Genomic DNA, 21,937 nt, shown 5'->3' with positions numbered 1-21,937 from the left:
CCCCATGCGCCTGAACCTTTCCGCCTGGGCGATCCGCAATCCGATCGCCCCCCTCGTGCTGTTCATGGTGCTGATCGTGCTCGGCCTCGTCAGCTTCCGCAGCCTCGCGGTGACGCGGATGCCGAATGTCGACGTGCCCATCGTGTCGGTGACGATCACGCAGAGCGGGTCGGCCCCCGCCGAGCTGCAGACCCAGGTGACGAAGTGGGTCGAGGATTCGATCGCCGGCGTGCGCGGGGTCAAGCACATCACCTCGGCGATCACGGAAGGCTCGTCCGTGACCACGGTGGAGTTCCGCCTGGAGGTGAACACCGACCGGGCCGTCAACGACGTCAAGGATGCGATCTCGAAGATCCGCATCAACCTGCCCCGCACCATCGACGAGCCGGTGATCCAGCGCGTCGAGATCACCGGTCTGCCGATCCTGATCTACGGCGTGAGGTCGCCCGGCATGACGCCGGCCGAATTGTCCTGGTTCGTGGAGGACAAGGTCGCCCGCTCGCTCCAGGGCGTGAAGGGGGTCGGCGGCGTCGAGCGCGTCGGCGGCGTCGCCCGCGAGATGCGCGTCACCCTGCTGCCCGACCGGCTGCTGGCGCTCGGCATCACCGCCGCCGACGTCAACCGGCAGCTCCGCCTCACCTCCGCCGACATGGCGGGCGGGCGCGGCGAAGTCGGCGGGCGCGAGCAGTCGATCCGGACGCTGGCCGCGTCGCGCTCTCTGCGCGACCTCAAGGCCACCTCGATCATCCTGCCCGGCGGCCGCAAGGTCCGCCTCGACGAACTCGCCACCCTGGAGGATTCCGTCGAGGAGCCCCGCACCTTCGCGCGCTTCAACGGTGAGCCGGTGGTCGCCTTCGCGGTCTCGCGTGGCTCGGGGGCCAGCGATGCCGAGGTCGCGGAAGGCGTCGAGAAACGCATCGCCACGTTCCAGGCCGCCTACCCGGACATCCAGTTCGAGACCATCGACTCTTCGGTCGCCGCCACCATCGGCTCGTACGATTCGGCCATGCACACCCTGATCGAGGGGGCGGCCCTGGCGGTGCTGGTGGTGTTCCTGTTCCTGCGCGACTGGCGCGCGACCCTGATCGCGGCCCTCGCGCTGCCGCTCTCGGTCTTCCCGACCTTCTGGGCCATGGAGGCCATGGGCTTCACGCTCAACGGCATCAGCCTGCTTGCCATCACGCTGGTGACCGGCATCCTGGTGGACGACGCCATCGTGGAGATCGAGAACATCGTCCGCCACATGCGGCTCGGCAAGTCGCCCTACCGCGCCGCCATCGAGGGCGCCGACGAGATCGGGCTCGCGGTCATCGCCATCACGGCGACCCTGATCGCGGTGTTCGCGCCGGTTTCGTTCATGGGCGGCATCGCCGGCCGCTACTTCATGCAGTTCGGGCTGACCATCGCGGTCTCGGTCTTCATGTCGCTGCTGGTGGCGCGCCTGATCACCCCGATGCTGGCCGCCTACTTTCTACGCGACCACGGCCACGAGGAGGGGCAGGACGGCCCGGTGATGCGCGCCTATGGCCGCCTCGTCGGCTGGTCGGTGCGCCACCGCGTCATCACGCTCATCGTCGGGCTTGCGCTGTTCGCGGGCTCGCTGGCCTCCACCGGCTTGCTGCCGTCGGGCTTCGTGCCCAAGCAGGACAATGCCCGCACGCTGTTCATGGTGGAACTCGCCCCCGGCGCCCGGCTCCCCGACACCGTCGCGGTCTCCGACCGGGTGGTAGCCCGCATCCGCGCCCTGCCCGAGGTGGTCTCGGTCTTCGTCGACGGCGGTCGCCAGGCCGGCGGCAAGCGGGAGACTCGGCTTGCCACCCTCATCGTCAACCTGACGCCGAAGAACCAGCGTACCCGTAAACAGGCCGCCATCGAGACCGAGATCGCCGGCCTCCTGGCGCAGGAACCCGACATCCGGTCGTGGACCCTGCGCGACGGCGGCCAGCGCGATCTCGCTCTCGTCGTCGGCGGTCCCGATGTCGATGTGGTCACCGAGGTCGCCGCCCGGCTCCAGCGCGATATGGCGGCGATCCCCCACCTCGTCTCGGTGATGTCGACGGCACCCCTCAACCGCACGGAGGTCCGCATCCGTCCGAAGGAGAGTGCGGCCGCCGATCTCGGCGTCTCCACCGACGCCATCGCGGAGACCGTCCGGGTCGGCACCATCGGCGACATCGGTCTCAACCTCGCGAAGTTCAACGCGCCCGACCGGCAGGTGCCGATCCGGGTGCAATTGCCGGAGAGCGCCCGCGCTGCGGTCTCGCGTCTCGAGAACCTCAAGGTGCCGGCCAAGAACGGGGCCGCCGTGCCGCTGGCGGCTGTCGCCGACATCGAGCTCGACCAGGGCCCCGGCGCCATCGAGCGCTACGACCGCGTGGTGCGCGTCGCCGTCGAGGCCAACATGGAAGGGTCGGACGCGCTCGGGTCCCTGATCCAGCAGGCGCTGGAGACCCCCACCGCGAAAAACCTGCCGCCGGGCGTAACCATCCGGCAGACCGGCGACGCCGAGATCATGGGCGAGGTCTTCTCGGGCTTCCTGATGGCGATGGGCGCCGGCATCATGATGGTCTACGCGGTGCTCGTGCTGCTGTTCGGCTCGTTCCTGCAGCCGCTGACCATCCTGTTCTCGCTGCCGCTCTCCATCGGCGGCGCCATCCTGGGCCTGCTGATCCTGAACATGCCGATCTCGATGCCGGTGGTGATCGGCATCCTGATGTTGATGGGGCTGGTGACCAAGAACGCCATCATGCTGGTGGACTTCGCCGTCGAGGAGATGGCCCGCGGCGTCGACCGCGTCACCGCGATCGTCGATGCGGGCCGCAAGCGCGCCCGGCCGATCGTGATGACCACCATCGCGATGGCGGCCGGCATGGTGCCCTCCGTCATGGCGCTCGGCATCGGCGGCGAGTTCCGGGCGCCGATGGCGGTGGCGGTGATCTCGGGCCTGATCGTCTCGACCCTGCTGTCTCTGGTGTTCGTGCCGGCGGTGTTCCTGTTGATGGACAGCCTCGGCGCCCTGCTCGGGCGGATCTTCGGCCGCTTCGTCGGCGCCCGGGACGAGACGGGCGACGCGCCCCTCCCGGTTCCGCACACGTCGGGATAGGCCGCGCGCATCGCGCTCGCCTCTTCCGTCCGACCGTTGCCCCCGCCCAGCCACAACGCCGGCCACGCCGCCGCCGCTCGGGCGCTCCATCAGGCTGATTCGGATGGTTGCACGGCGCGCCACGCGAGGTCCTCGGTCAGAAGACGGCATGGACCAGGCCGATGATCTCCCGCGACCCATCGGCGTGGCCGTTGGAATGCATCGCATCAGAGTGGCTCCAACGATGGATCTATCGGGTCTAGATCATTGCCACCGGCCCCGTTCGTCCCTGGGGCCTGCCCCGATGCCTCCCGGAGTTCCCCCGTGTCCTAGACTCTCAGCGCCCACGCCACGCCCCTGTCAGGCGGCCGCAACATCCTCGCCTGGTCGCTCCAGGTCCTCCTCGCCCTCGTGTTCCTCGCTGCGGGCGGCGCCAAGCTCGCGGGCGCGCCGATGATGGTGCAGATCTTCGATCAGATCGGCCTCGGACAGGGGTTCCGCATCGTCAGCGGCCTCGTCGAGGTCGTCGGCGCGGTCGCCCTGCTGGTCCCCGGCCTGGCCGCCATTGCGGCGATCTGGCTTGGAATCACTATGGTGGGCGCCGTGCTGGCCCATATCCTCGTCCTGCCGACACCGGTCGCCCCGGCCCTCGTGCTGCTCGGTCTCGCCGCCCTCCTGGCCTGGATGCGCCGGGGACAGGTGACGACGCTCCTGGCCCGCATCCGCTGACGCACCGTCCGGCTCCACGACCCCTCCGCCGGGAGGGCTCGGCTGGACCGGACCGTTCCGGGGGGCCGCCCCCGCGATCCCGACGCACATCCGTGACCCTCCGGCTCCGCCGGGTCTGGCGGAGCGCAACCACCCGGCGGCGGCGGGCGTTCGAAGGCTCCACTCACGGGCGATCGCGAGGCCGGGCGATGAAATCCACGAAGGCCCTCAGCGGCGCCGGCAGGTGGCGACGGCCCGGATAGTACAGGAACGGCCCCGGGAAGGGCTGCCACCAGGATTCGAGTACGGGCTCCAGCGTCCCGCTGGCGAGATGCGGGCGCAGCCAGTCCTCGAACAGGGTGATGATCCCGGTCCCGGCGATCGCCGCAGATACCGCCAGGTCGGTGGCGGCCCCGGCCCGGACGATGAGCGGTCCGCCGGGTTCGACGCGCACCACCTCTCCGTCGCGCTCGAACTCCCAGTCCGTCATCGCGCCGCTGGCGAAGCGCCCGCGCAGGCAGGCATGGGCCAGGAGGTCGCGCGGGTGGGCCGGACGACCGTGGCGATCGAGATAGGCCGGCGCGGCCGCCGTGGCGAAGCGCTGCCGACGCGGGCCGATCGGGATGGCGATCATGTCCTGCTCGAGCCGGTCGTCGTAGCGAATGCCCGCATCGCACCCGGCCGCCATAACGTCGACGAAGCTGTCCTCCGCCACCACGTCGAGGCGGATCTCCGGATAGGCGGCGAGGAAGGCAGGCACGATCCCGGGCAGGACGAGGCGGGCCGCGCTCACCGGCACGTTCAGCCTGAGGGTGCCGGCCGGGCGATCCCGAAGCCCGTTGACGACGTCGAGGGCCGCTTCGATCTCACCGAGTGCTGGGGTCAGCCGCTCGAGGAGGCGCGCGCCCGCCTCGGTCGGCGCGACGCTGCGGGTGGTGCGATGGAGTAGTCGGACGCCCAGCCGGGCTTCCAGGCGGCGCACGGCTTCGCTGAGGCCGGAGGCACTGAGGCCGCTCGCCCTGGCGCCTTCGCGGAAGCCACCGGCACGGGCGACCGCCACGAAGGCCGCGAGGTCACCGAGATCGGCCGCCATTGTTCGCCCTTTCGCACAGCCCGTGCCGATTGGGGCATGTTATCACGCAACCCCCATCGGCCTACATCCGCCGTCACCACGACGGAGAGAGACCATGACCGACATCGCACGCGCCGGGACCTATGCCCTGGGGGACTGCACCGTGAAGCGCCTGGGCTATGGCGCCATGCAGCTGGCCGGCCCGCAGGTGTTCGGGCCGTCGAAAGACCGGGCCGAGGCCATCGCGCTTCTGCGCGAGGCCGTGGCTTCGGGCGTCGACCACATCGATACCAGCGACTTCTACGGCCCGCACGTCACCAACGAGATCATCCGCGAGGCTCTCCATCCGTATCCGGACGACCTCGTGATCGTCACCAAGATCGGGGCGATGCGCGGCGACGACGCTTCGTGGAACCCGGCCTTTTCGCCCGAGGCGCTGACGCGCGCGGTCCATGACAACCTGCGCAACCTCGGTGTCGAGGCCCTCGACGTGGTGAACCTGCGTCTCATGTTCGACGTCCACGGTCCGGCCGAAGGCTCCATCGCGGCGCCCCTCGCCACCCTGGCCGAGCTTCAGCGCCAGGGCCTCGTCCGCCGGATCGGGCTCAGCAACGCCACCGCCCGGCAGGTCGCCGAGGGGCGGACCATCGCGGAGATCGTGTGCGTCCAGAACCAGTACAATCTCACGCACCGGGCCGACGACGCGCTGATCGACGACCTCGCCGCCTCGGGCACGGCCTACGTACCGTTCTTTCCGCTCGGCGGCTTCACGCTGCTCCAGTCGGCGACCCTGGACGCGGTCGCGGCCGATCTCGGCGCGACCCGGATGCAGGTGGCGCTCGCCTGGCTGCTCGCCCGCGCGCCCAACATCCTGCTGATCCCGGGCACCGCGTCGCGTGGGCACCTCCGCGAGAATCTGGCGGCGGCCGGGCTGACGTTGCCGGACAGCGCCCGTGCGGCCCTCGACGGGATCGCCGGCCCGGTCGCTTGAGGCCGGGCCCCCGTTCCCCGGGCTGTGGCGCCGTCCACTGCAAAGCACGCCATGGCCGGATTACGAGCCGACGAGAAGGCTCGCCGACTGGAACATGACGAAGACGAGGGTGCAGAGGGCGGCCGCGGCCAGGGCGTAGGACAGGCCCTTCATGAATTTGGTCACGTTCGGAGATCCGTTCATCGAAGGCGGGCATGGCCCGGGAGGCGTCCCCTCCTGGGCCGTTCGCACGTATCGGAGGGGATGAGAGGTGGATCCGCCCCCTTCCGGCCGGCGCCGCGCGGCGCCGGCCGGGTCGGGAGGGAAGCGTCAGGCGGGCTTGCGGCCTTCGGCGGCGTAGCGGTCGATGGCCGAGGGAAGTTCCCGCGAGAGGCGCGCCAGCAGGGCCGGACGGCTCAGGCCGGTCTGCTGGGTGAGATGGTCGAGGGTGTCCGGGCCGATGGCGCGCTCGAGATCGGCCTCGGGGATGTCGTGGTTGGGGCCGTGATTGACCCAGGAGGTCGCCGTCTCGCCGTGGCCGCCCTTGGTGAAATGGTCGACCAACTCGCTGAGGCCGTTGGCGATCAGGCCGCCGATGCCAGCCGTACCGACGCCGCCGAGGAGGCTGCCGAGATTGCCGAGGCCGCTGCCGGTGTTGCCGGACTGTGTGCTGGTCGAGGAGGTGTTCGGAAGGTGCGGGATCGAGCCCTGCGTCGGGGTGCTGTCGTGACCCTTCAGCATTTCGGCGAGCTTGTCGCGGTTCTGGTAGCCGGCCACGGCCAGCAGACCCAGCAGCGCGGTCATCGAAGGATAGCCCTTGCTCATCGTCGGTCTCCGTTTCGGGTCTGTAACACTTGGTTTCGGGATCGGTTGGTTTCGGGGTCGGTCCGGGCAGGGGCGCCCGGGGTCTCGCCGTCAGCCCGCCGTGGCGGCTTCCGTCGATGTCGTGCGTCCGGCCAGATCGCTCGGTTCGGCGGCGTACTGGCTGGCGGCGATGGTACGCTTGACCGTGGAGCGGGCCGCGTCGATGGCGATCGCGGCCGCCGACAGGGTGCGGGCCTCGGTCGGGCGCTCGAGCGCGTGCTTGGCGATCTCGCCGGCCAGATCGTCGATCTCGCGGGCCAGATGCTCCAGGCGCGGGGCGTCGGTGGTGTCCTGAGCTTCCTGCCGGATCTCCAGCAGGCGGTCGGTGGCCTCCTCAATGCGCTCGCGGCGCAGGCGCGACAGGCGCTGGCCGACCCAGGCGAGCGCCGAGCCGATGCCGCCGCCGAGAAAGGCAACGAGGTAGATCCAGGTCTCGTAGCGTTCGATGAAGCCCTGCTGCTCACGCTCGAAGAAGTCGACGGCCCCCGGATGGATGGGCAGCCGCGCGCTCGTCGCACCCGCCGTGCTGTCGTAGCTCGGGGCCTGGAGGTAGTCGGCGGCCGGCGTCACGTTGGCCATGCCGCTGCGCATCTCGAACAGGTGCTGGGTCACATCGGCCGCCACCGGGCGGGACAGGCTGGCGCGGGCCATCAGGCGATAAGACGCCCCCACCGTATGGACATCCTCGGCCGGGACCTTGGGACTGCCGCCGAAGGTCTCGGCCGGCATTGTCACGGCCTGGAGGCGTGGCAGGCGCGCGATGATGGCGTCGGCGTTCTCGACATCGACGAAGGCGACCCTGCCGGTACGGCTGACCCGCTGGACGATCCCGACGATGCGTTGCGCGGTCGGCGAGGTCGGAGCGATCACCGACACCACCGCGTCGATGCGCTTGGCGGTGAAGGCCGCGCCGAGGTCGGCCTCTGCCATTTCGACCAGCACGACGTGACGCGGCGGAACCGGTCCCTCGGGCTCCTTGTCGAGCAGCACCAAACCGTAATGCTCGACCATGGACCGGATCAGCGCCTGGTCGGCGTCCCGGTGGGCCAGGATGGCCAGGCGCTTGCGGTCGAGCTGGGGGAACCGGGTCAGGCCGGACCCTTCGGGCGAAGCGATGATCATGGCCTGGTCGCGCAAGATCGCGAGGGTCAGGCCGTTATCGGGCAGATCGACGTCCGGACGCACCACGGCAAGGTCGGCGCGGCCCTCCTGGAGGGCGGCGGCGCTGTCGCGCACGTCGTCGAGGTCCAGGACCTTCAGCCGGATTTCCTTGTGGCGCTTGGCCAAAGCATCCGCATAGGCATGGATCAAGGCGGGCTCGGTGCCGTCCCGCGGGGCGACGGCGACCGTCAGCACCGTGGCTCGCGAGACCCAGTAGGCCACCCCAGCCGCGAGGCAGAGACATACCGTGAGCATCAGGAACACGAGTTCCGGGCGCAGGACGAACTTGGCGAACTTCATCGGTCGGCGTTCGCTCCCTCTCGGCGACCGGCAGGTCCACCTGCCCGGACCTTGCCGGACAGGTGCAGGATGCGAGGCACCGGCCCAACGGGCAGGCGCAAAGCGCGACGCGCCAGCCTTATGGGCAGGCGAAAGGTGCTCGGCGCCGGCCTACGGGCAGGGGTGGCGGTCGCCGTCATTGCCCAGGTAGGTACCGCTGGCCGCGTCGTACGAGCGGAAGCGGCGGGCGCAGGCGGCCACCGCCTCGGCGGGGATTCCGCGCGGGGCGGCTTGGGCCTGCGAATTGGCGATGGCGCCGCCGATGATGGCCCCGGCGGCGAGACCGGCGACGCCGGCACCGACGGCCGCGCCGACGCCGGGTCCGCGGCGATAGCCGTAGCCGCGACGATAACCGTAGCCCCGGCCGTAGCCCCGTCCGCCGCGCCATCCGTGGCGGTGACCGAAGCGACGGTATTGGGCGTAGCCGGTCGGAAGGTCACCGCGTACCAGCGCCTCGACCGGCGCAGCCGTGGTGGGCGAAGCCTGGGCCGGCAGCCCGACGAGGGTGGCGACGACGGTCGCGGCAAGGGCGAGGGTCAGCTTCATCGTGGATCGGTTTCCAGGCTGGGTTTCGTGGGAAAGCGGCGGACCAGTAACGCGGGCGCTCAGTAGCCCCGACGGTTCGGCGGGGTGGAGGCCCGGCCGCCGAAGCGGCGGCTGACATAGGCGATGACCTTCGGGAGCAGGAAGGCGGTGAGGAGCTTGCGGATCATGGGATGGTCTCCGTGGTGGTAGGATCGTCGGGCGGGGATCAGCGCCTTAGAGATCAGCGCTTCGGACGGGCGAGCCAGCCGACCGCGAAGGCGACGGCGGCGAGTCCGAGCAGGGCCGAGGTCCGGTTGTCGTCGGCGTAGCGCGCCGCCTGTCGGCCGTAGGTCGCGCCGCGGCTGCGGGCTTGACGGGCGTAGTCGCGCCCCTCGTCGATGAGGTTTCCGGCCCGGTCGCGCGCATCGCCGACAAAGTGGCGGCCGTCCTCGATCAGGTTTCCGGCCCGGTCCCGGACCTCGTGGGCGAGGTGACGGCCGTCCTCGGCCAGATCCTCGGCCCGGTCGCGGGCGCGGCCATAGGCGTATTGCGCGCCGCCCGCGACTTGGTTGACGGCACCGCGGACCTGGCGGCCCGGATCGCCGGTAACGCCGCCGAGGGCAGTCTGGGCGCGACCCTTGAGGTTGCGGGAAGCACCGCGGAACTGATCGCGATTCATGAGTTTCTCCTGATCGTTCGGATGGGATGGAGCGGCGAGGCCACTCCATCGGAGCGCGGAGGAATCCGCTTAGTGAGTGCGGTCGGCGCCTGCCTGCGCCTCAGTGCTTGCCGGTGACCTTGTCGACGACCGAAGCGACGCCATCCTTGGCCTCTCCAACGGTGCGCTGGGCCTCGCCCTTGAGTTCCTGGGCCTTGCCCTCGGCGACGAGCTTGTCGTTGCCCGTGACCTTGCCAACGCCTTCCTTCAGGTTTCCGACGGCTTCGTTGGCGAGGCCCTTCAGCTTGTCCGTGGTGCTGCTCATGGGATGGCTCCTTTGATGTGAGGAATCGCGATCTTCGCAGAGGGGCCGGCCGGTCGCGGGGACCGGCCGGGGACGGGCTCAGACGCGGCGGGCGTCGTAAGCGTCGGCGAGGGTGTGGAGCTTCGGGGCGCCGATCCGGCCGCCGAGGAAGCCGGCGAGCGCGCCGAGGATCAGGGCGAGCGCGCCGTAGAAGGCACCCTGGGTCGCGGCGGACTTGGCGGCCACGGCGGCGGCCTCGGCCTTCACCTTGGCGGTGGCGACGGTCTCGTCGTACTGCTTCTTGTAGTCCTGGATCTGGGCCTTGGCCTGATCGACCGGGATGTTCTGCGCCTTGGCGAGAGCGTCGGCGGCGCGGTTCTCGGCCTGGGCCTTCTGAGCCGGGTCACCCGTGAACAGGGCGCGGATGGCGGCCACAGCCGCATCCTTGGCGGCCTGCGGGTCCTGGCCGGCGGTCTGGTTGCGGACCGACTGCTCGATGCCGTCGAGCGGGTTCGTGATCTTCGACAGCGAGGGCGCTGCGGCCTGGGCCGCCGTCTGCACGGTTCCGCCGACGAGCGAGCCGGCGCCGCCGAGCGTGCTGGTCACGCCCGAGAAGGCGCCGCCGATGAGGCCACCGGCTGCCGAGGTCAGCAGGTAGAGCACCACGAGCGTGGTCACCGCCCAGGAGACGAGGCCGTGCAGGCCAGCCGCACCGGTGACGGGCTTGCCCGAGAGGCGGCCGGCGATGAAGCCGCCGGCGAGCGAGGCGACGATGCCGGAGCCCACGAACCAGATGCCGGCGCTCATCGACAGGGTCGAGGCGGCCGGGTTGTCGGCAGCCACCGGGCCGACGCTGGACAGGCCGACGCCGACGCCGACCATGTTGAGGATGACCTGGGTCACCAGGGCGGTGACGGCGCCGGCGAAGATGGCGCCCCAGGAAACCTGGTTCAGCAGGACGGTGCGGGTGTCGGCCGAGGCGCCGGGGGTGGCGAGGATGGGGGAAGTGGACACGTAGAGGTACTCCGGGTGGTCGGTCGTCCGAGAAGTTCGGTCGTTCGAGGGGGGGCGTGAGGGTGGGAGGGCTGCACGACCGCGCGTCAGGCGCGGCCGTGAAGGTCGGGTGCGGCGCTGCGGATCAATCGCGGCCGTGAATGAGGAGGCCGAGGCCGTAGCCGAGGAGGCCGGCGACGAGCAGGGCGGCGACGGGGTGCTCGCCGATCTGGGCAACGGCTTCGCGTCCGCTCTGGCGCAGGGTGTGGCCGCCGTTCTCGTAGGCGTCCTCGGCGTAATCGTAGGCTTCGCGGCCGGCATTGCGGACCGAACGCTCGGCGCGCTCGTAGGTGTCGCCGGCGGCGTCCTGTGCGTGGCGGGCCCGATCCTTGATCGCGCGTCCGTCGGACCCGGCAACGTCGTCGACGGCATCGCGGACTCGCGCACCCACGTCGCGCGCCGTATCGGCGACACGGTCGGCCGCATCGCGCACGGCGTCCTTGGCCTGGCCGTAGAGGTTCTCGGCCGTGCCCTGAACCTCGCGGGCGCGGCCCTCGACCGAGTCCCGGTTCGAGCCGGTCAGGTCGCCGACGGCGCCCTGGATCTTGCCGCCGAGTTCCTGTGCGGCGCCGGTGATCCGGTTGGTATCGACCATGATGTGTCTCCTGTGTGTGATGCGGGTGGATGGGGTGAAGGTCTGCGACGTTCCGGCAAAGCTACGACTTAGGGGCAGTCTTTGTTTTCACGTCGGAGTTCGGTGGTTTCTGGCGAGGCTCGGCTTCATGCCGCGTCGTCAGGTCTTGCTGGGACTTGAAGTCTTGCTGGGACTTGCCTTCCGCCTCGACCCGACCGTCGCCGATCAGCTTGCCGATGGCTTCCTTGACCGAGCCCTTGAGCGTCTCTGAGGTCGGCCCCACCCCAATCTTGTTCTCGGTCCCGGTCTTTATCTCCGTCCCAGTCTCTTTCTCCGTCCCAGTCCTGGGCCCGGTCCTGGATTTCGGCTCGTTCATGAAGGCGCGCTCCTGAAGGACTGTCAGGATCGAGACCCCTGACGCGGGATGACCTGGACGGGCTGGGCGACACTCGTCCGCACCCCAGGTGGCATCGGAATGACGCCAGACAATGGTTTATCCGTACTAGTATAATGAGTTTTCTTAACTAGGTGCGGCTGTTGGAAATCCATTGTTCCGCCCCCACACGATGGCCTCGGAGCGCTTGTGGACATCGAGTTTCCGGTAGAGCGCGGCGGAGTGATTGCGCACCGTGTTCTTCGACAGGTTGAGACGCTTGGCGATGACGTCGTCGCTGAGGCCCTGGCAGATCAGGTCCAGAATCTGGCGCTCCCGCACCGTCATGTTGGGCGAGACCGCATCCTGGTGGTCGCTGCCGGGCTGGCGCAGGTTGGCCAGCTTTTCGATCAGCCCGCGGCTGAACCAGGAGGTGTCGGCCATCACCGCCTCGATGGCCTCGAAGAGGTCGCGCTCCGTGCGCTTGCGGTCGGTGATGTCCTGCAGGACGAGGAGCGCGAAGGCCTCCTCGCCGATCTCGACCCGCTCGGCCGAGATCAGGCAGTCGAGATTGGTGCCGTCCTCGTGCTTGAGGCAGGCCTCCAGTCCGAGCACGTAGCCGGTGCGCGCCACCGCCGTCTCGAACCGGATCCGGGCGGCCTCATGGACCCAGAGGCCGAGATCCGCAGGCGAGCGTCCGCTCACCGTGTCGCTGCCGTAGCCGAAGACCCGCGCGAAGGCCTCGTTGACGCCCGTGATGGCAAAGCCTTCCGCCCGCGCCAGGAGGGTCGGCACGGGTGTCAGGCGAAACGCCTTGGCGAAGCGCTCCTCGCTCTGGCGCAGGGCCGTCTCGGCTTTGCGCCGGAGGTCGAGGTCGGCGAAGGTGAAGAGCATGCACGGCTCGTCGCCGAGATCCATGGGCTGGCCGGCCACGATCACGTAGCGGCTTCCGCCATCCGGCAGGTCGAGGCAGGCCTCCATCTGGGGAATGGTGCCGCCCTCGTTGAGCCGCGAGATCGCCAGATCCCGGCTGCGGGCATTGGCCAGGACGTCGACCTCGTAGACGCTGCGGCCGATCACGGCGTCGCGGGTGTAGCCGGTCATCTCGAGGAAACCGAGATTCACCTTGACGTGACGCAGGTCCGAAAGCCGGCAGATCACCGCCGGGGCCGGGTTGGCGTTGAAGGTGGCCTCGAAGCGCGCCTCGGCCTCGAACTGCTCGGAAACATCCTTGAGGATCAGCGCGAGGCAACTCGGGTTGCCCTCGCGGTCGGTGGCCACCAGGCTGCGCAGCGAGTGGACGAAATCGACGTCCGGCCGATCGGTGCGCTTCACCTCGACGATGACGTCATGGAAGCGCTCACCCGAGACCACGCGCTCGATTGGATACTGGTTCGGAGCGTGGTTGTTGCGGTAGCGCAGGGCGAAGCGCTCACGATAGGCGTCCACGGTCTCGCCGAGCTCGCCGACGGTCTCGGCTCCATGCATCGCCAACGCGGCCTCGTTGGCATACGCGATGGTCTGGTCGGGCTCGACCAGGATCACGCCCTCGCTGAGGCCGGCGATGATTTGCCGAAGTTCATGCCTGTCGACGCCGAGGGTCACGGTGGCTCCCTGGGGACGCTGCCCCGCACAATGGTCCCGCTCGTAACAAGAACGCGGGATCGCAGTTCCGCATCCGAAGCCCGAATGTCTGGTATATCTGGATCATTGACGTGAACGTGATGGCCCAATCACAAGCTGAACGCGGTCTTGTCCCGTAAAGCGACAGGCGATCTGGATCGTGCTCCAGACACAAGGGCGGTCGTTCGTGCTGTCAGATCTCCAACACCAAAATCCTGTTTCGGATGAAGCGGGATTGTCCCGGCACATCCAGGATCGCATCGGCCGACGACTGAGCACGGTCTTCCCATGTCCCGATGCTGTTGCGGACACCTCGCGCCTCGGTCAGGTTCTGCTTCGGCTGGCGCAGGCCCTGGCGGCGGCGCCGGCGGGCAATCCGGTTCCGGATTCCTTCCGGACCGATCTGCTCGCCGCCGTGCCGCAACTCCGGCGCTACGCGCTCGCGCAGTGCCGGAACGCCGCCGAGGCCGACGACCTCGTCCAGACGACCCTGATGCGGGCCTGGGAAAACCGGTCGCGGTTCGAGCCGGGGACCCGGCTGATCGCCTGGCTCTTCACGATTCTGCGCAACGCGTTCCTCAACCAGCGCAAGCGCCTCCGGCGCGAAGTCGAGGATGTCGACGGCGCTTTCGCCGCAACCCTGAGCCTGGAGCCCGAGCAGGAGCGCCGCGTCGAACTGATCCAGCTCCAGGCCGCCCTGAACACCCTCACGGCCGACCACCGCGAGACCCTCCTCCTCGTGATGGTCGACGGCCTGCTCTACGAGGAGGCCGCCCGGGTCCTGGGGTGCCGGACCGGCACGGTGAAGAGCCGCGTCAGCCGGGCCCGTGAACGCCTCGCTCTAGCTCTGGGCGCGGATTGAACGACGCCGGGCGCGCCCAGCGGGCGCCGTGGAACTGGTGGGGACGCCGCTTCTCTGACTCGACGCGCCGGTCCCCGCCCCCGGAATCGAAGGAGGCGGGAATCGGACAGCCTATTCCGCCCGATCGGCGTGGCCGTTCAGACCGAGAGCCGGAAAGCCGGCTCCAACAGTCCGCGACATCCAGCTGCAACCACGAGGGTGCGTCCGTGCTCCGGGTCAGCTTCCCGCTCCTCGGGACTCATGCCCTCGTAGGCACTGGTGATGAGCAGGCGATCCAAGTCGGGGCCTGCGAAGGTGGGGCACGAAGGACGCGTCACCGGCAGGGGGATCGTGCGCACGCGTACGCCTTCCGGACTGTAGGCATCGATGCAAGCGGCGCCCCAGCGGGCGCACCAGATCCGGCCTTCGGCATCGACGGCGGCTCCATCCAGGCCCCCCTCCCCACCGCGATGATCGTAGAGCGTCGTTGGCTCCCCCGTCGGCAGGCCGGTGCGGGAATCGAGGGCCACGCGCTGGAGCAGGCCCACGTTGGTGTCGGCGAAGTAGCCGGTTCTGCCGTCGGGCGAGAAGCAGATGGCGTTCGGGATGGTCATAGCACCGAAGAGGCGCGTCACCTGGGTGCCGGCGACGTGGTAGATCGCGCCGCGCCCCGACTCGGCGTCCCGCCCCATGGTGCTGATCCAGAGGGCGCCGCTGGGGTGGACCCGGCCGTCGTTGGAGCGGGTGCCGTGATCCTCTGCCTCCAAAGGGCAGAGCAGCGCAAGCGCACCATCATCGAGGCCGCGCAAGTAGAGCCCGTTCTCGGCCGCCAGAAGGTGCCGTGTCTTGTCCACCGCGACTACGGTGCTCACCATGATAGGCAAGCCGTGTACGCGGGCCGCCCCTCCCCCTGCCAAGGGCGCCTCGAACAGGCGCCGTTCAAGGATGTCGACCCACCAAGCGGTGTCGGTTCGCGGGTCGTAGCAAGGCCCCTCGCCGAGGTGGCAGCGGGGTGCGTTCAGGATCCGTAGACCGTCCACGGACTCGTTGGTCCTCACATCCATCCTCCGGTCATCGCGCTGACTCGGATCATCATACTCGAGACGGAGGCGGAGAGCCCCTCACCAGAAAACCTCCGACAGATCGGCTCCAGTGCAGGACCATCGTTTTTTTTGTTCGGTAAGCCGCAGGACCGGCCGCGACCCCAGTCTCCTACCAGGTCGCGTCGGATGCAGTCATTGCCTCTCACATTTGGCGACGAACGGCTTCAGAATGCTGGGAAAAGTCTTTGTGCGTTTGGCGTCGCGTTGCATCGGGTTGCGAGACCCACCATTCCGTCCTCAATTGGGTTCGTTCTGCCAAAACGGTCCTCCGCGCGCTTCTATGAAATCTGACTCGCAAAAAGAAAATGCAGGCGTGCCGTATGCGGAATATAGAAACACCTTAATTTGCGGTTGTTTTGTGCCAATCGTAAGCCGCGATGGTACGGAAGCCTGAATACGATAGATTCTGTAAAATATAGATAATAAGTATTGATTCTATAGTTTCTCTTAAAAACTAGGAATAATTTCAAGACATGTGTTGGGGAGAAATTACTTAGACCTCGAATGCACAAAATATCATATACCAGTTGCAACAATAAAAAGTCTCTATTGCGGATCTACATTAGTACTTTTATCGAGTTTTAAGATGATAAATGATGCTCCGTTTCTAAAGTTTTATTATTGATCGCTCGTGGAGGCCGTTAACACGTCGCGTGAGCCGCGCGTCATTAGCTCGCCGAGCTCAAGGTGTGAGGTTTTTGGGCGTTGAGCAGGCGAACGTCGCCGTATGCATGATGCTCAAGACTGGAAGCGGACTACCCAAAGCGGACGCTGGCGCTGTAGGTTTGAGCTTGAGTTCATCGTTGCAAGGGGCAGATTTTGATAGATGCTGAACGGGTTTTACTTCGATCTTGCTGCATTTAATCGCCTCCTAATCGCGCTATCTTTGATCGACCAGTAATTTCCTACTTGTGCTAGCTGCTGATCGCTCTCGTAGTTGTTGGTAGTGAATGGGCTGATGCGATTGGGGCAGTGCCTTCGAGCAGACCAGCAGTCGCCCAAAGGCTGAATGCCGCTCCCCTGGCTGTAGCCTTTTAATCTACATTAAATTCGGTGCGGCTCCTGCAAGGAGCGCTCACGACCCGTGACTTTTAAACATCTATCGTATGGTAAATGGGATCTTAGATGCCGTTCTCATTTTCGGCACTCGACAACCTCACTAGGCGCTCTCAGAACGTCCCGGTGGTGATGGCGGCTAGCCATCTTTGAGGTCGGTCGAAGGCTTCCGGAGAATAAGTATGTCCAGCACAAATGTTCTGACGGCGGGTCAGGACACGGTGTTAGCCCTGGATGGCGACCAGACCGTTCAGGCCATCGCAGCGACGCTGAACGCTGGTACCTATAGCTTCAATCCGACGACAGGAACCGCGACTTACACAGGCGGCGACCAACTCGATGGCGGAGCTGGCTATGACGTGCTCGCGCTGACGGGCCCAGGCAGCTTCGATCTTGCAAACCTCGCCCAGTTCACCGGCTTCGAGGAGGTGCACCTCACTAACGTCACCTCCAGCAGTGCCAGCCTGACCCTGCGCGATGGCGTGGATCTCAAGGTCACCCTCAGCGACGGCACCACCACGCCAGGTGGATCGACGGCCTTCCCGACCGCGGGTGGGTTCTCAGTCACGCTCAGCACCGGCCGAGTCACGCTGCAGGGCGGGAGCGGGAGCGACCAGATCTACGTCAATGGCTCGACCAAGCTGCAGGCCGGCAGTGTCATCGACGGTGGTGCGGGTTACGACACCCTGAGCCTGTCTGCGCCCTACAACTACAATCCCACGACGGGAGCGTCCCCCAGCGTCGACACGACCTACGACTTGACCGGCATTAGCCTCAACCATGTTGAGAACTTGAACGTGTCAGGCAGCATCATGGGAGCGGGCAAGACCATCGTTAAGGTGGATGCTGCCAGTCTTGCCGACGTCACCAGCATCAGCTTGGGCTACAACGGGACGCTCGCCACGACGGCTACGGCTCTCGACCTTACCAGCAAGATCGTCTCCTCAGGCCTGTATCCCAGCGTCAGCACCGGTACCATTACGAGCCTGAACACCACGGGCACCAGCTTCACTGTCGGCAGCTTTCAGACCGCTCTCCAGATCGTGGGTGGGACTGGGCAGGATGCCATGATCCTGAAGGGCACGACGCTGACCAGCGCTCAGCGCGATCAGCTCTTTGCCAGCTCCATCGAGACCGTCACCGACGCCTCGGGCACCTACACGAAGCCACCTCTGCCAGCGGGCACCACCCTGCTCACGACGGGAGCCGACGTGGTCCTTCTATCGGCTGGTGACCAGACCGTTCAGGCCACCTCGGCAACGCTGAACGTTGGCTCTTCCGTCTACAGCCCGGCAACAGGCTCCTATACCTACACGGGCGGCGATCAGCTGGATGGCGGAGCTGGCTACGACGTGCTCGCACTGACGGGCCCGGGCAGCTTCGACCTTGCAAACCTCGCCCAGTTCACCGGCTTCGAGGAGGTGCGCCTCACCAACGTCACCTCGAGCTATGCCAGCCTGACCCTCCGCGACAGCGTGGACCTCAAGGTCATCCTCAGCGACGGCACCACCACCACGCCGAGTGGATCGACAGCATTCCCGACCGCGGGTGGGTTCTCAGTTACGCTTGGCACCGGCCGGGTCACGCTGCAGGGCGGGAACGGGAGCGACCAGATTTTCGTCACTGGCTCGACCAAGCTGCAGGCCGGCAGTGTCATCGACGGTGGCGCGGGCTACGACACCCTGAGCCTGTCTGCACCCTACAACTACAATCCCGCGACAGGAATGTCCTCGAGCGTCGACACGACCTACGACCTGACCGGCATCAGCCTCAGCCACGTTGAGAGCCTGAGCGTGTCAGGCAGCATCATGGGCACTGGCAAGACCATCGTTAAGGTGGATGCTGCTACGCTGGCTGACGTCACCAGCATCAGCTTGGGCTACAATGGGACGCTGGCCACGACGGCTGCAGCTCTCGATCTTACCGGCAAGATTGCCTCTTCAGGTCTGTATCCGAGCCCCGGTACCGGCGTTGGCACCATCACGAGCCTGAACACGACGGGCACCAGCTTCACCGTCGACAGCTATCAGACCGCTCTCCAGATCGTGGGCGGAACTGGACAGGATACTGTCATCCTGAAGGGCACGACGCTGACCAGCGCTCAGCGCGAGCAGCTCTTCGCCAGCTCCATCGAGACCATCACGGACAATCAACGATGGACAGTTGCTGGCCGGTGAATCCGGCATCGTCACTTTCCAGTTCAGCGAGGTCGTGACCGGCTTTGCCTTGAGCGATGTGACGGCCACCCATGGGCAGCTGAGCGATCTCGCAATGATCAGTCCGCTGAAGTACACGGCGGTGTTCACCCCCGACGCGAACTATACAGGCACTGGCGAGATTTCTGTCGCCGCGGGCCTCTATGCAGATACTGCTGGAAACGCTGGTTCTGGCAGTCGTGTCTCTACGGCGATCGATACGATCGATCGGGGGGCGACGCTCCTCACCACGGGAACTGACGTGGTCTTGCTCTCGGCCGGCGACCAGACCGTTCAGGCCACCTCGGCAACACTGAACGCTGACACTTACGTCTACAACGGCACAACCTCAGCCTTCACGGGAGGCGACCAGCTGGATGGCGGAGCCGGCTACGACGTGCTCGCACTGACGGGCCCGGGCAGCTTCAACCTTGCCGGCTTGGCCCAGTTCACCGGCTTTGAGGAGGTGCGCCTCACCAACGTCACCTCGAGCTATGCCAGCCTAACCCTGCGCGATGGTGTGGATCTCAAGGTCCTCAGCGACGGCACCACCACGCCAGGTGGATCGACGGCCTTCCCGAGCGCGGGTGGGGTCTCGGTCGCCCTTGGCACCGGCCGGGTCACGCTGCAGGGCGGGAACGAGAGCGATCAGATCTCCGCCAACGCTTCGACTAAGCTGCAGGCCGGCAGCGTCATCGACGGTGGTGCGGGCTACGACACCCTGAGCCTGTCCACCCCTTACAACTTCGGCCCCACGCCCGGCGCCTCTCCTAGCGTCGACACGGTCTACGACCTGACCAGCATCAGCCTCAGCCACGTTGAGAGCCTGAGCGTGTCGGGCGGTATCACAGGAGCCGGCAAGACCATCGTCAAAGTGGACGCTGCTACTCTGGCCGATGTCACCAGCATCAACCTTTCTGGTTCAGGTTCCATCGTGGAGCTGGGGGCCGATTCGCTGGGCAGTGTCAGATCGATCAATCTCAGTGGCTCCAACACGTCTCTCACGACCACGGCTGCCAGCTTCGATCTGACGTCGAAAAGCATCTACGGCAGCATTGGCACCATCAAGAGCTCGAATGCGGCGGGGACCACCTTCACCGTCGATAGCGCGGCCACCGCTTACCTGGTGCAGGGTGGGGCTGGGCAGGACACCGTCGTCGTCAAAGGCCAGACGCTCACTGCGGCCCAGCGCGATCAGATCTTCACCGGGTCGGTCGAGACCGTCACCGACGCCTCAGGCACCTANCGCGGCGGGGACCACCTTCACCGTCGATAGCGCGGCCACCGCTTACCTGGTGCAGGGTGGGGCTGGGCAGGACACCGTCGTCGTCAAAGGCCAGACGCTCACTGCGGCCCAGCGCGATCAGATCTTCACCGGGTCGGTCGAGACCGTCACCGACGCCTCAGGCACCTACACGAAGCCTCCACTTCCGGCAGGCACCACACTGCTCATCACGGGAGCTGACGTGGTCTCGCTCTCGGCTGGCGACCAGACCGTTCAGGCCACCGCAGCGACGCTGAACGTTGGCTCTTCCGTCTACAGCCCGGTTACAGGCACCTACACCTGGATGGCGGAGCTGGCTACGACGTGCTCGCGCTGACGGGCCCGGGCAGCTTCGACCTCGCAGGGCTTGCCCAGTTCACCGGCTTCGAGGAGGTGCGTCTCACCAACGTGACCTCGAGCAGTGCCAGCCTGACCCTGCGCGATGGCGTGGATCTCAAGGTCACCCTCAGCGACGGGACCACCACTAAGCCAGGTGGGTCCACGGCCCTCCCAAGCGCGAGTGGGTTCTCGGTTACGCTCGGCACCGGCCGGGTCACGCTGCAGGGTGGGAACGAGAGCGACCAGATCTCTGCCAGCGCTTCGACCAAGCTGCAGGCAGGCAGCGTCATCGACGGTGGTGCGGGCTACGACACCCTGAACCTGTCTGCGCCCTACAACTACAATCCCACGACGGGAACCTCCTCTAGCGTCGACACCGTCTACGACCTGACCAGCATCAGCCTCAGCCATGTTGAGAGCTTGAATGTGTTGGGCGGTATCACAGGAGCCGGCAAGACCATCGTCAAGGTGGACGCTGTCACTTTGGCCGACGTCACCAGCATCAGCTTGGGATACAACGGAACGCTGGCCACGACGGCTGCGGCTCTCGACCTTAGCGGCAAGAGTGTCTCTTCAGGCCTGTATCCCAGCGTCAGCACCGGCACCATCACAAGCCTGAACAGCACGGGCACCACCTTCACCGTTGGCAGCCACCAAACCGCTCTCCAAATCATGGGCGGAACTGGGCAGGATGCTGTCATCCTGAAGGGCACGACGCTGTCCAGCGCACAGCGCGAGCAGCTCTTTGCCAGCTCCATCGAGACCCTCACGGACGCGTCTGGATCAACGATGGACAGTTGCTGGCCGGTGAATCCGGCATCGTCACTTTCCAGTTCAGCGAGGTCGTGACCGGCTTTGCCTTGAGCGATGTGACGGCCACGCACGGACAGCTGAGCGGTCTCTTAATGATCGATCCGCTGAAATACACGGCGGTGTTTACGCCCGACGCGAACTATACAGGCTCTGCTGAGATTTCTTTAGCGTCTGGTCTTTACACAGATGCTGCTGGAAACGCAGGTTCTGGCAGTCGCGTCACTACGGCCATCGATACGATGGATCGGGGGGCGACGCTCCTCACCACGGGAACTGACGTGGTCTTGCTCTCGGCTGGCGACCAGACCGTTCAGGCCACTGCAACGACGCTGAACGCCAGCACCTACGTCTACNGGCGTGCCTTCAGACCGATCATACGAAGCCTGTTGTTCCGGCAGGCACCACGCTCCTCACCACGGGAACTGACGTGGTCTTGCTCTCGGCTGGCGACCAGACCGTTCAGGCCACTGCAACGACGCTGAACGCCAGCACCTACGTCTACAGCGGCATGACCTCGACCTACACCGGGGGCGACCAGCTGGATGGCGGAGCTGGCTACGACGTGCTCGCGCTGACGGGCCCGGGCAGCTTCGACCTYGCAGGGCTTGCCCAGTTCACCGGCTTCGAGGAGGTGGCGACCAGCTGGATGGCGGAGCTGGCTACGACGTGCTCGCGCTGACGGGCCCGGGCAGCTTCGACCTYGCAGGGCTTGCCCAGTTCACCGGCTTCGAGGAGGTGCGCTTCACCAACGTCACCTCCAGCTATGCCAGCCTGACCCTGCGCGACGGCGTGGATCTCAAGGTCACTCTCAGCGACGGCACCACCACGCCAGGTGGATCGACGGCCTTCCCGAGCGCGGGTGGGGTCTCGGTCGCCCTTGGCACCGGCCGGGTCACGCTGCAGGGCGGGAACGAGAGCGATCAGATCTCTGCTAGCGCTCCGACCAAGCTGCAGGCAGGCAGCGTCATCGACGGCGGTGCGGGCTACGACACCCTGAGCCTGTCCACCCCCTACAACTCC

At 66.8% G+C, this 21,937-nt stretch carries 18 protein-coding genes and 2 pseudogenes; 9 read left to right on the top strand and 11 right to left on the bottom strand.

Annotated elements, in window-relative coordinates:
* Positions 1 to 4 precede the first annotated feature (4 nt).
* Together ASF60_RS22650 and ASF60_RS22645 are read left to right on the top strand one after the other, a co-directional pair.
* Positions 5 to 3,103 (top strand): efflux RND transporter permease subunit, encoded by a 3,099-nt coding sequence (locus tag ASF60_RS22650; protein WP_056190491.1) that lies wholly within the window; start codon positions 5 to 7, stop codon positions 3,101 to 3,103.
* Positions 3,104 to 3,439: 336 nt separating this feature from the next.
* Positions 3,440 to 3,811, top strand: a complete 372-nt coding sequence (locus ASF60_RS22645) for a DoxX family protein (RefSeq protein ID WP_056190488.1) — start codon at positions 3,440 to 3,442, stop codon at positions 3,809 to 3,811.
* A gap of 163 nt (positions 3,812 to 3,974) precedes the next feature.
* Here the strand turns inward: ASF60_RS22645 and ASF60_RS22640 are convergent, their stop codons facing one another.
* Positions 3,975 to 4,883, bottom strand: a complete 909-nt coding sequence (locus ASF60_RS22640) for a LysR family transcriptional regulator (RefSeq protein WP_056190486.1) — start codon at positions 4,881 to 4,883, stop codon at positions 3,975 to 3,977.
* 94 nt (positions 4,884 to 4,977) lie between these two features.
* Between ASF60_RS22640 and ASF60_RS22635 the strand changes: the two genes are divergently transcribed.
* Complete coding sequence (locus ASF60_RS22635; protein WP_056190484.1) at positions 4,978 to 5,853, top strand: aldo/keto reductase family oxidoreductase; 876 nt, start codon at positions 4,978 to 4,980, stop codon at positions 5,851 to 5,853.
* Positions 5,854 to 6,162: 309 nt separating this feature from the next.
* Here the strand turns inward: ASF60_RS22635 and ASF60_RS22630 are convergent, their stop codons facing one another.
* The 9 genes from ASF60_RS22630 to ASF60_RS22590 form a co-directional block, all read right to left on the bottom strand.
* Positions 6,163 to 6,657: a YidB family protein gene (locus ASF60_RS22630; protein ID WP_056190483.1), complete on the bottom strand. Its 495-nt coding sequence runs from the start codon at positions 6,655 to 6,657 to the stop codon at positions 6,163 to 6,165.
* A gap of 90 nt (positions 6,658 to 6,747) precedes the next feature.
* Positions 6,748 to 8,157, bottom strand: a complete 1,410-nt coding sequence (locus tag ASF60_RS22625; RefSeq protein ID WP_056190481.1) for a TAXI family TRAP transporter solute-binding subunit — start codon at positions 8,155 to 8,157, stop codon at positions 6,748 to 6,750.
* Positions 8,158 to 8,307: 150 nt separating this feature from the next.
* Positions 8,308 to 8,742, bottom strand: a complete 435-nt coding sequence (locus ASF60_RS22620) for a BA14K family protein (protein WP_056190479.1) — start codon at positions 8,740 to 8,742, stop codon at positions 8,308 to 8,310.
* Positions 8,743 to 8,962: 220 nt separating this feature from the next.
* Positions 8,963 to 9,400: a CsbD family protein gene (locus ASF60_RS22615; protein WP_056190477.1), complete on the bottom strand. Its 438-nt coding sequence runs from the start codon at positions 9,398 to 9,400 to the stop codon at positions 8,963 to 8,965.
* A gap of 100 nt (positions 9,401 to 9,500) precedes the next feature.
* Entirely contained in the window at positions 9,501 to 9,704 is a 204-nt protein-coding gene (locus tag ASF60_RS22610; RefSeq protein ID WP_056190475.1) for a CsbD family protein, read from the bottom strand.
* 78 nt (positions 9,705 to 9,782) lie between these two features.
* Positions 9,783 to 10,697 carry a hypothetical protein gene (locus tag ASF60_RS22605; protein ID WP_056190473.1) on the bottom strand — a complete coding sequence of 305 codons (915 nt, stop codon included), beginning with the start codon at positions 10,695 to 10,697 and terminating at the stop codon, positions 9,783 to 9,785.
* Positions 10,698 to 10,821: 124 nt separating this feature from the next.
* The gene (locus ASF60_RS22600) at positions 10,822 to 11,331 is read right to left on the bottom strand and encodes a CsbD family protein (RefSeq protein ID WP_056190470.1); all 510 of its coding nucleotides are present in this window, start codon (positions 11,329 to 11,331) and stop codon (positions 10,822 to 10,824) included.
* Between the two features lie 61 nt (positions 11,332 to 11,392).
* On the bottom strand, positions 11,393 to 11,686 hold the full coding sequence (locus tag ASF60_RS25915; protein ID WP_056190468.1) for a CsbD family protein: 294 nt from the start codon (positions 11,684 to 11,686) through the stop codon (positions 11,393 to 11,395).
* Positions 11,687 to 11,830: 144 nt separating this feature from the next.
* Entirely contained in the window at positions 11,831 to 13,288 is a 1,458-nt protein-coding gene (locus tag ASF60_RS22590) for a helix-turn-helix transcriptional regulator (protein ID WP_056190466.1), read from the bottom strand.
* Between the two features lie 253 nt (positions 13,289 to 13,541).
* Here ASF60_RS22590 and ASF60_RS22585 point away from each other — a divergent pair, with 253 nt between their 5' ends.
* Positions 13,542 to 14,168 carry a sigma-70 family RNA polymerase sigma factor gene (locus ASF60_RS22585; RefSeq protein ID WP_056190464.1) on the top strand — a complete coding sequence of 209 codons (627 nt, stop codon included), beginning with the start codon at positions 13,542 to 13,544 and terminating at the stop codon, positions 14,166 to 14,168.
* Positions 14,169 to 14,305: 137 nt separating this feature from the next.
* Here the strand turns inward: ASF60_RS22585 and ASF60_RS22580 are convergent, their stop codons facing one another.
* Entirely contained in the window at positions 14,306 to 15,211 is a 906-nt protein-coding gene (locus ASF60_RS22580) for an SMP-30/gluconolactonase/LRE family protein (protein WP_056190462.1), read from the bottom strand.
* A 1,277-nt stretch (positions 15,212 to 16,488) separates the two neighbouring features.
* On the opposite strand from ASF60_RS22580, the gene ASF60_RS22575 reads away from it, so the two are divergent.
* The 5 genes and pseudogenes from ASF60_RS22575 to ASF60_RS22550 all read left to right on the top strand — a co-directional run.
* Positions 16,489 to 18,483 (top strand): beta strand repeat-containing protein, encoded by a 1,995-nt coding sequence (locus tag ASF60_RS22575; RefSeq protein ID WP_056190460.1) that lies wholly within the window; start codon positions 16,489 to 16,491, stop codon positions 18,481 to 18,483.
* A pseudogene (locus tag ASF60_RS26330) lies at positions 18,470 to 19,746 on the top strand (Ig-like domain-containing protein); the annotation flags it as partial. The gene ASF60_RS22575 and the pseudogene ASF60_RS26330, both read left to right, overlap by 14 nt.
* A gap of 343 nt (positions 19,747 to 20,089) precedes the next feature.
* Positions 20,090 to 20,953, top strand: coding sequence for a hypothetical protein (locus ASF60_RS22560; RefSeq protein WP_056190454.1), 864 nt, complete (start codon positions 20,090 to 20,092; stop codon positions 20,951 to 20,953).
* Positions 20,902 to 21,270 (top strand): annotated as a pseudogene (locus tag ASF60_RS26325) (Ig-like domain-containing protein); the annotation flags it as partial. The gene ASF60_RS22560 and the pseudogene ASF60_RS26325, both read left to right, overlap by 52 nt.
* Before the next feature lie 313 nt (positions 21,271 to 21,583).
* The coding region (locus tag ASF60_RS22550) for a hypothetical protein (RefSeq protein ID WP_056190450.1) at positions 21,584 to 21,937 on the top strand (354 nt) is incomplete at its 3' end.

The organism is Methylobacterium sp. Leaf113 (assembly GCF_001423325.1).
In the GTDB taxonomy this organism is placed as follows: Bacteria; Pseudomonadota; Alphaproteobacteria; order Rhizobiales; family Beijerinckiaceae; genus Methylobacterium.
This window is presented reverse-complemented; position numbering and strand designations above follow the sequence as displayed.

Bases quoted from the DNA above. Each gene is read 5' to 3' on its own strand.
- ASF60_RS25915 (WP_056190468.1), bottom strand. From the start codon at position 11,686: ATGAACGAGCCGAAATCCAGGACCGGGCCCAGGACTGGGACGGAGAAA.
- ASF60_RS22635 (WP_056190484.1), top strand. From the start codon at position 4,978: ATGACCGACATCGCACGCGCCGGGACCTATGCCCTGGGGGACTGCACC.
- ASF60_RS22650 (WP_056190491.1), top strand. From the start codon at position 5: ATGCGCCTGAACCTTTCCGCCTGGGCGATCCGCAATCCGATCGCCCCC.
- ASF60_RS22575 (WP_056190460.1), top strand. From the start codon at position 16,489: ATGTCCAGCACAAATGTTCTGACGGCGGGTCAGGACACGGTGTTAGCC.
- ASF60_RS22620 (WP_056190479.1), bottom strand. From the start codon at position 8,742: ATGAAGCTGACCCTCGCCCTTGCCGCGACCGTCGTCGCCACCCTCGTC.
- ASF60_RS22630 (WP_056190483.1), bottom strand. From the start codon at position 6,657: ATGAGCAAGGGCTATCCTTCGATGACCGCGCTGCTGGGTCTGCTGGCC.
- ASF60_RS22600 (WP_056190470.1), bottom strand. From the start codon at position 11,331: ATGGTCGATACCAACCGGATCACCGGCGCCGCACAGGAACTCGGCGGC.
- ASF60_RS22615 (WP_056190477.1), bottom strand. From the start codon at position 9,400: ATGAATCGCGATCAGTTCCGCGGTGCTTCCCGCAACCTCAAGGGTCGC.
- ASF60_RS22625 (WP_056190481.1), bottom strand. From the start codon at position 8,157: ATGAAGTTCGCCAAGTTCGTCCTGCGCCCGGAACTCGTGTTCCTGATG.
- ASF60_RS22610 (WP_056190475.1), bottom strand. From the start codon at position 9,704: ATGAGCAGCACCACGGACAAGCTGAAGGGCCTCGCCAACGAAGCCGTC.
- ASF60_RS22640 (WP_056190486.1), bottom strand. From the start codon at position 4,883: ATGGCGGCCGATCTCGGTGACCTCGCGGCCTTCGTGGCGGTCGCCCGT.
- ASF60_RS22580 (WP_056190462.1), bottom strand. From the start codon at position 15,211: ATGGATGTGAGGACCAACGAGTCCGTGGACGGTCTACGGATCCTGAAC.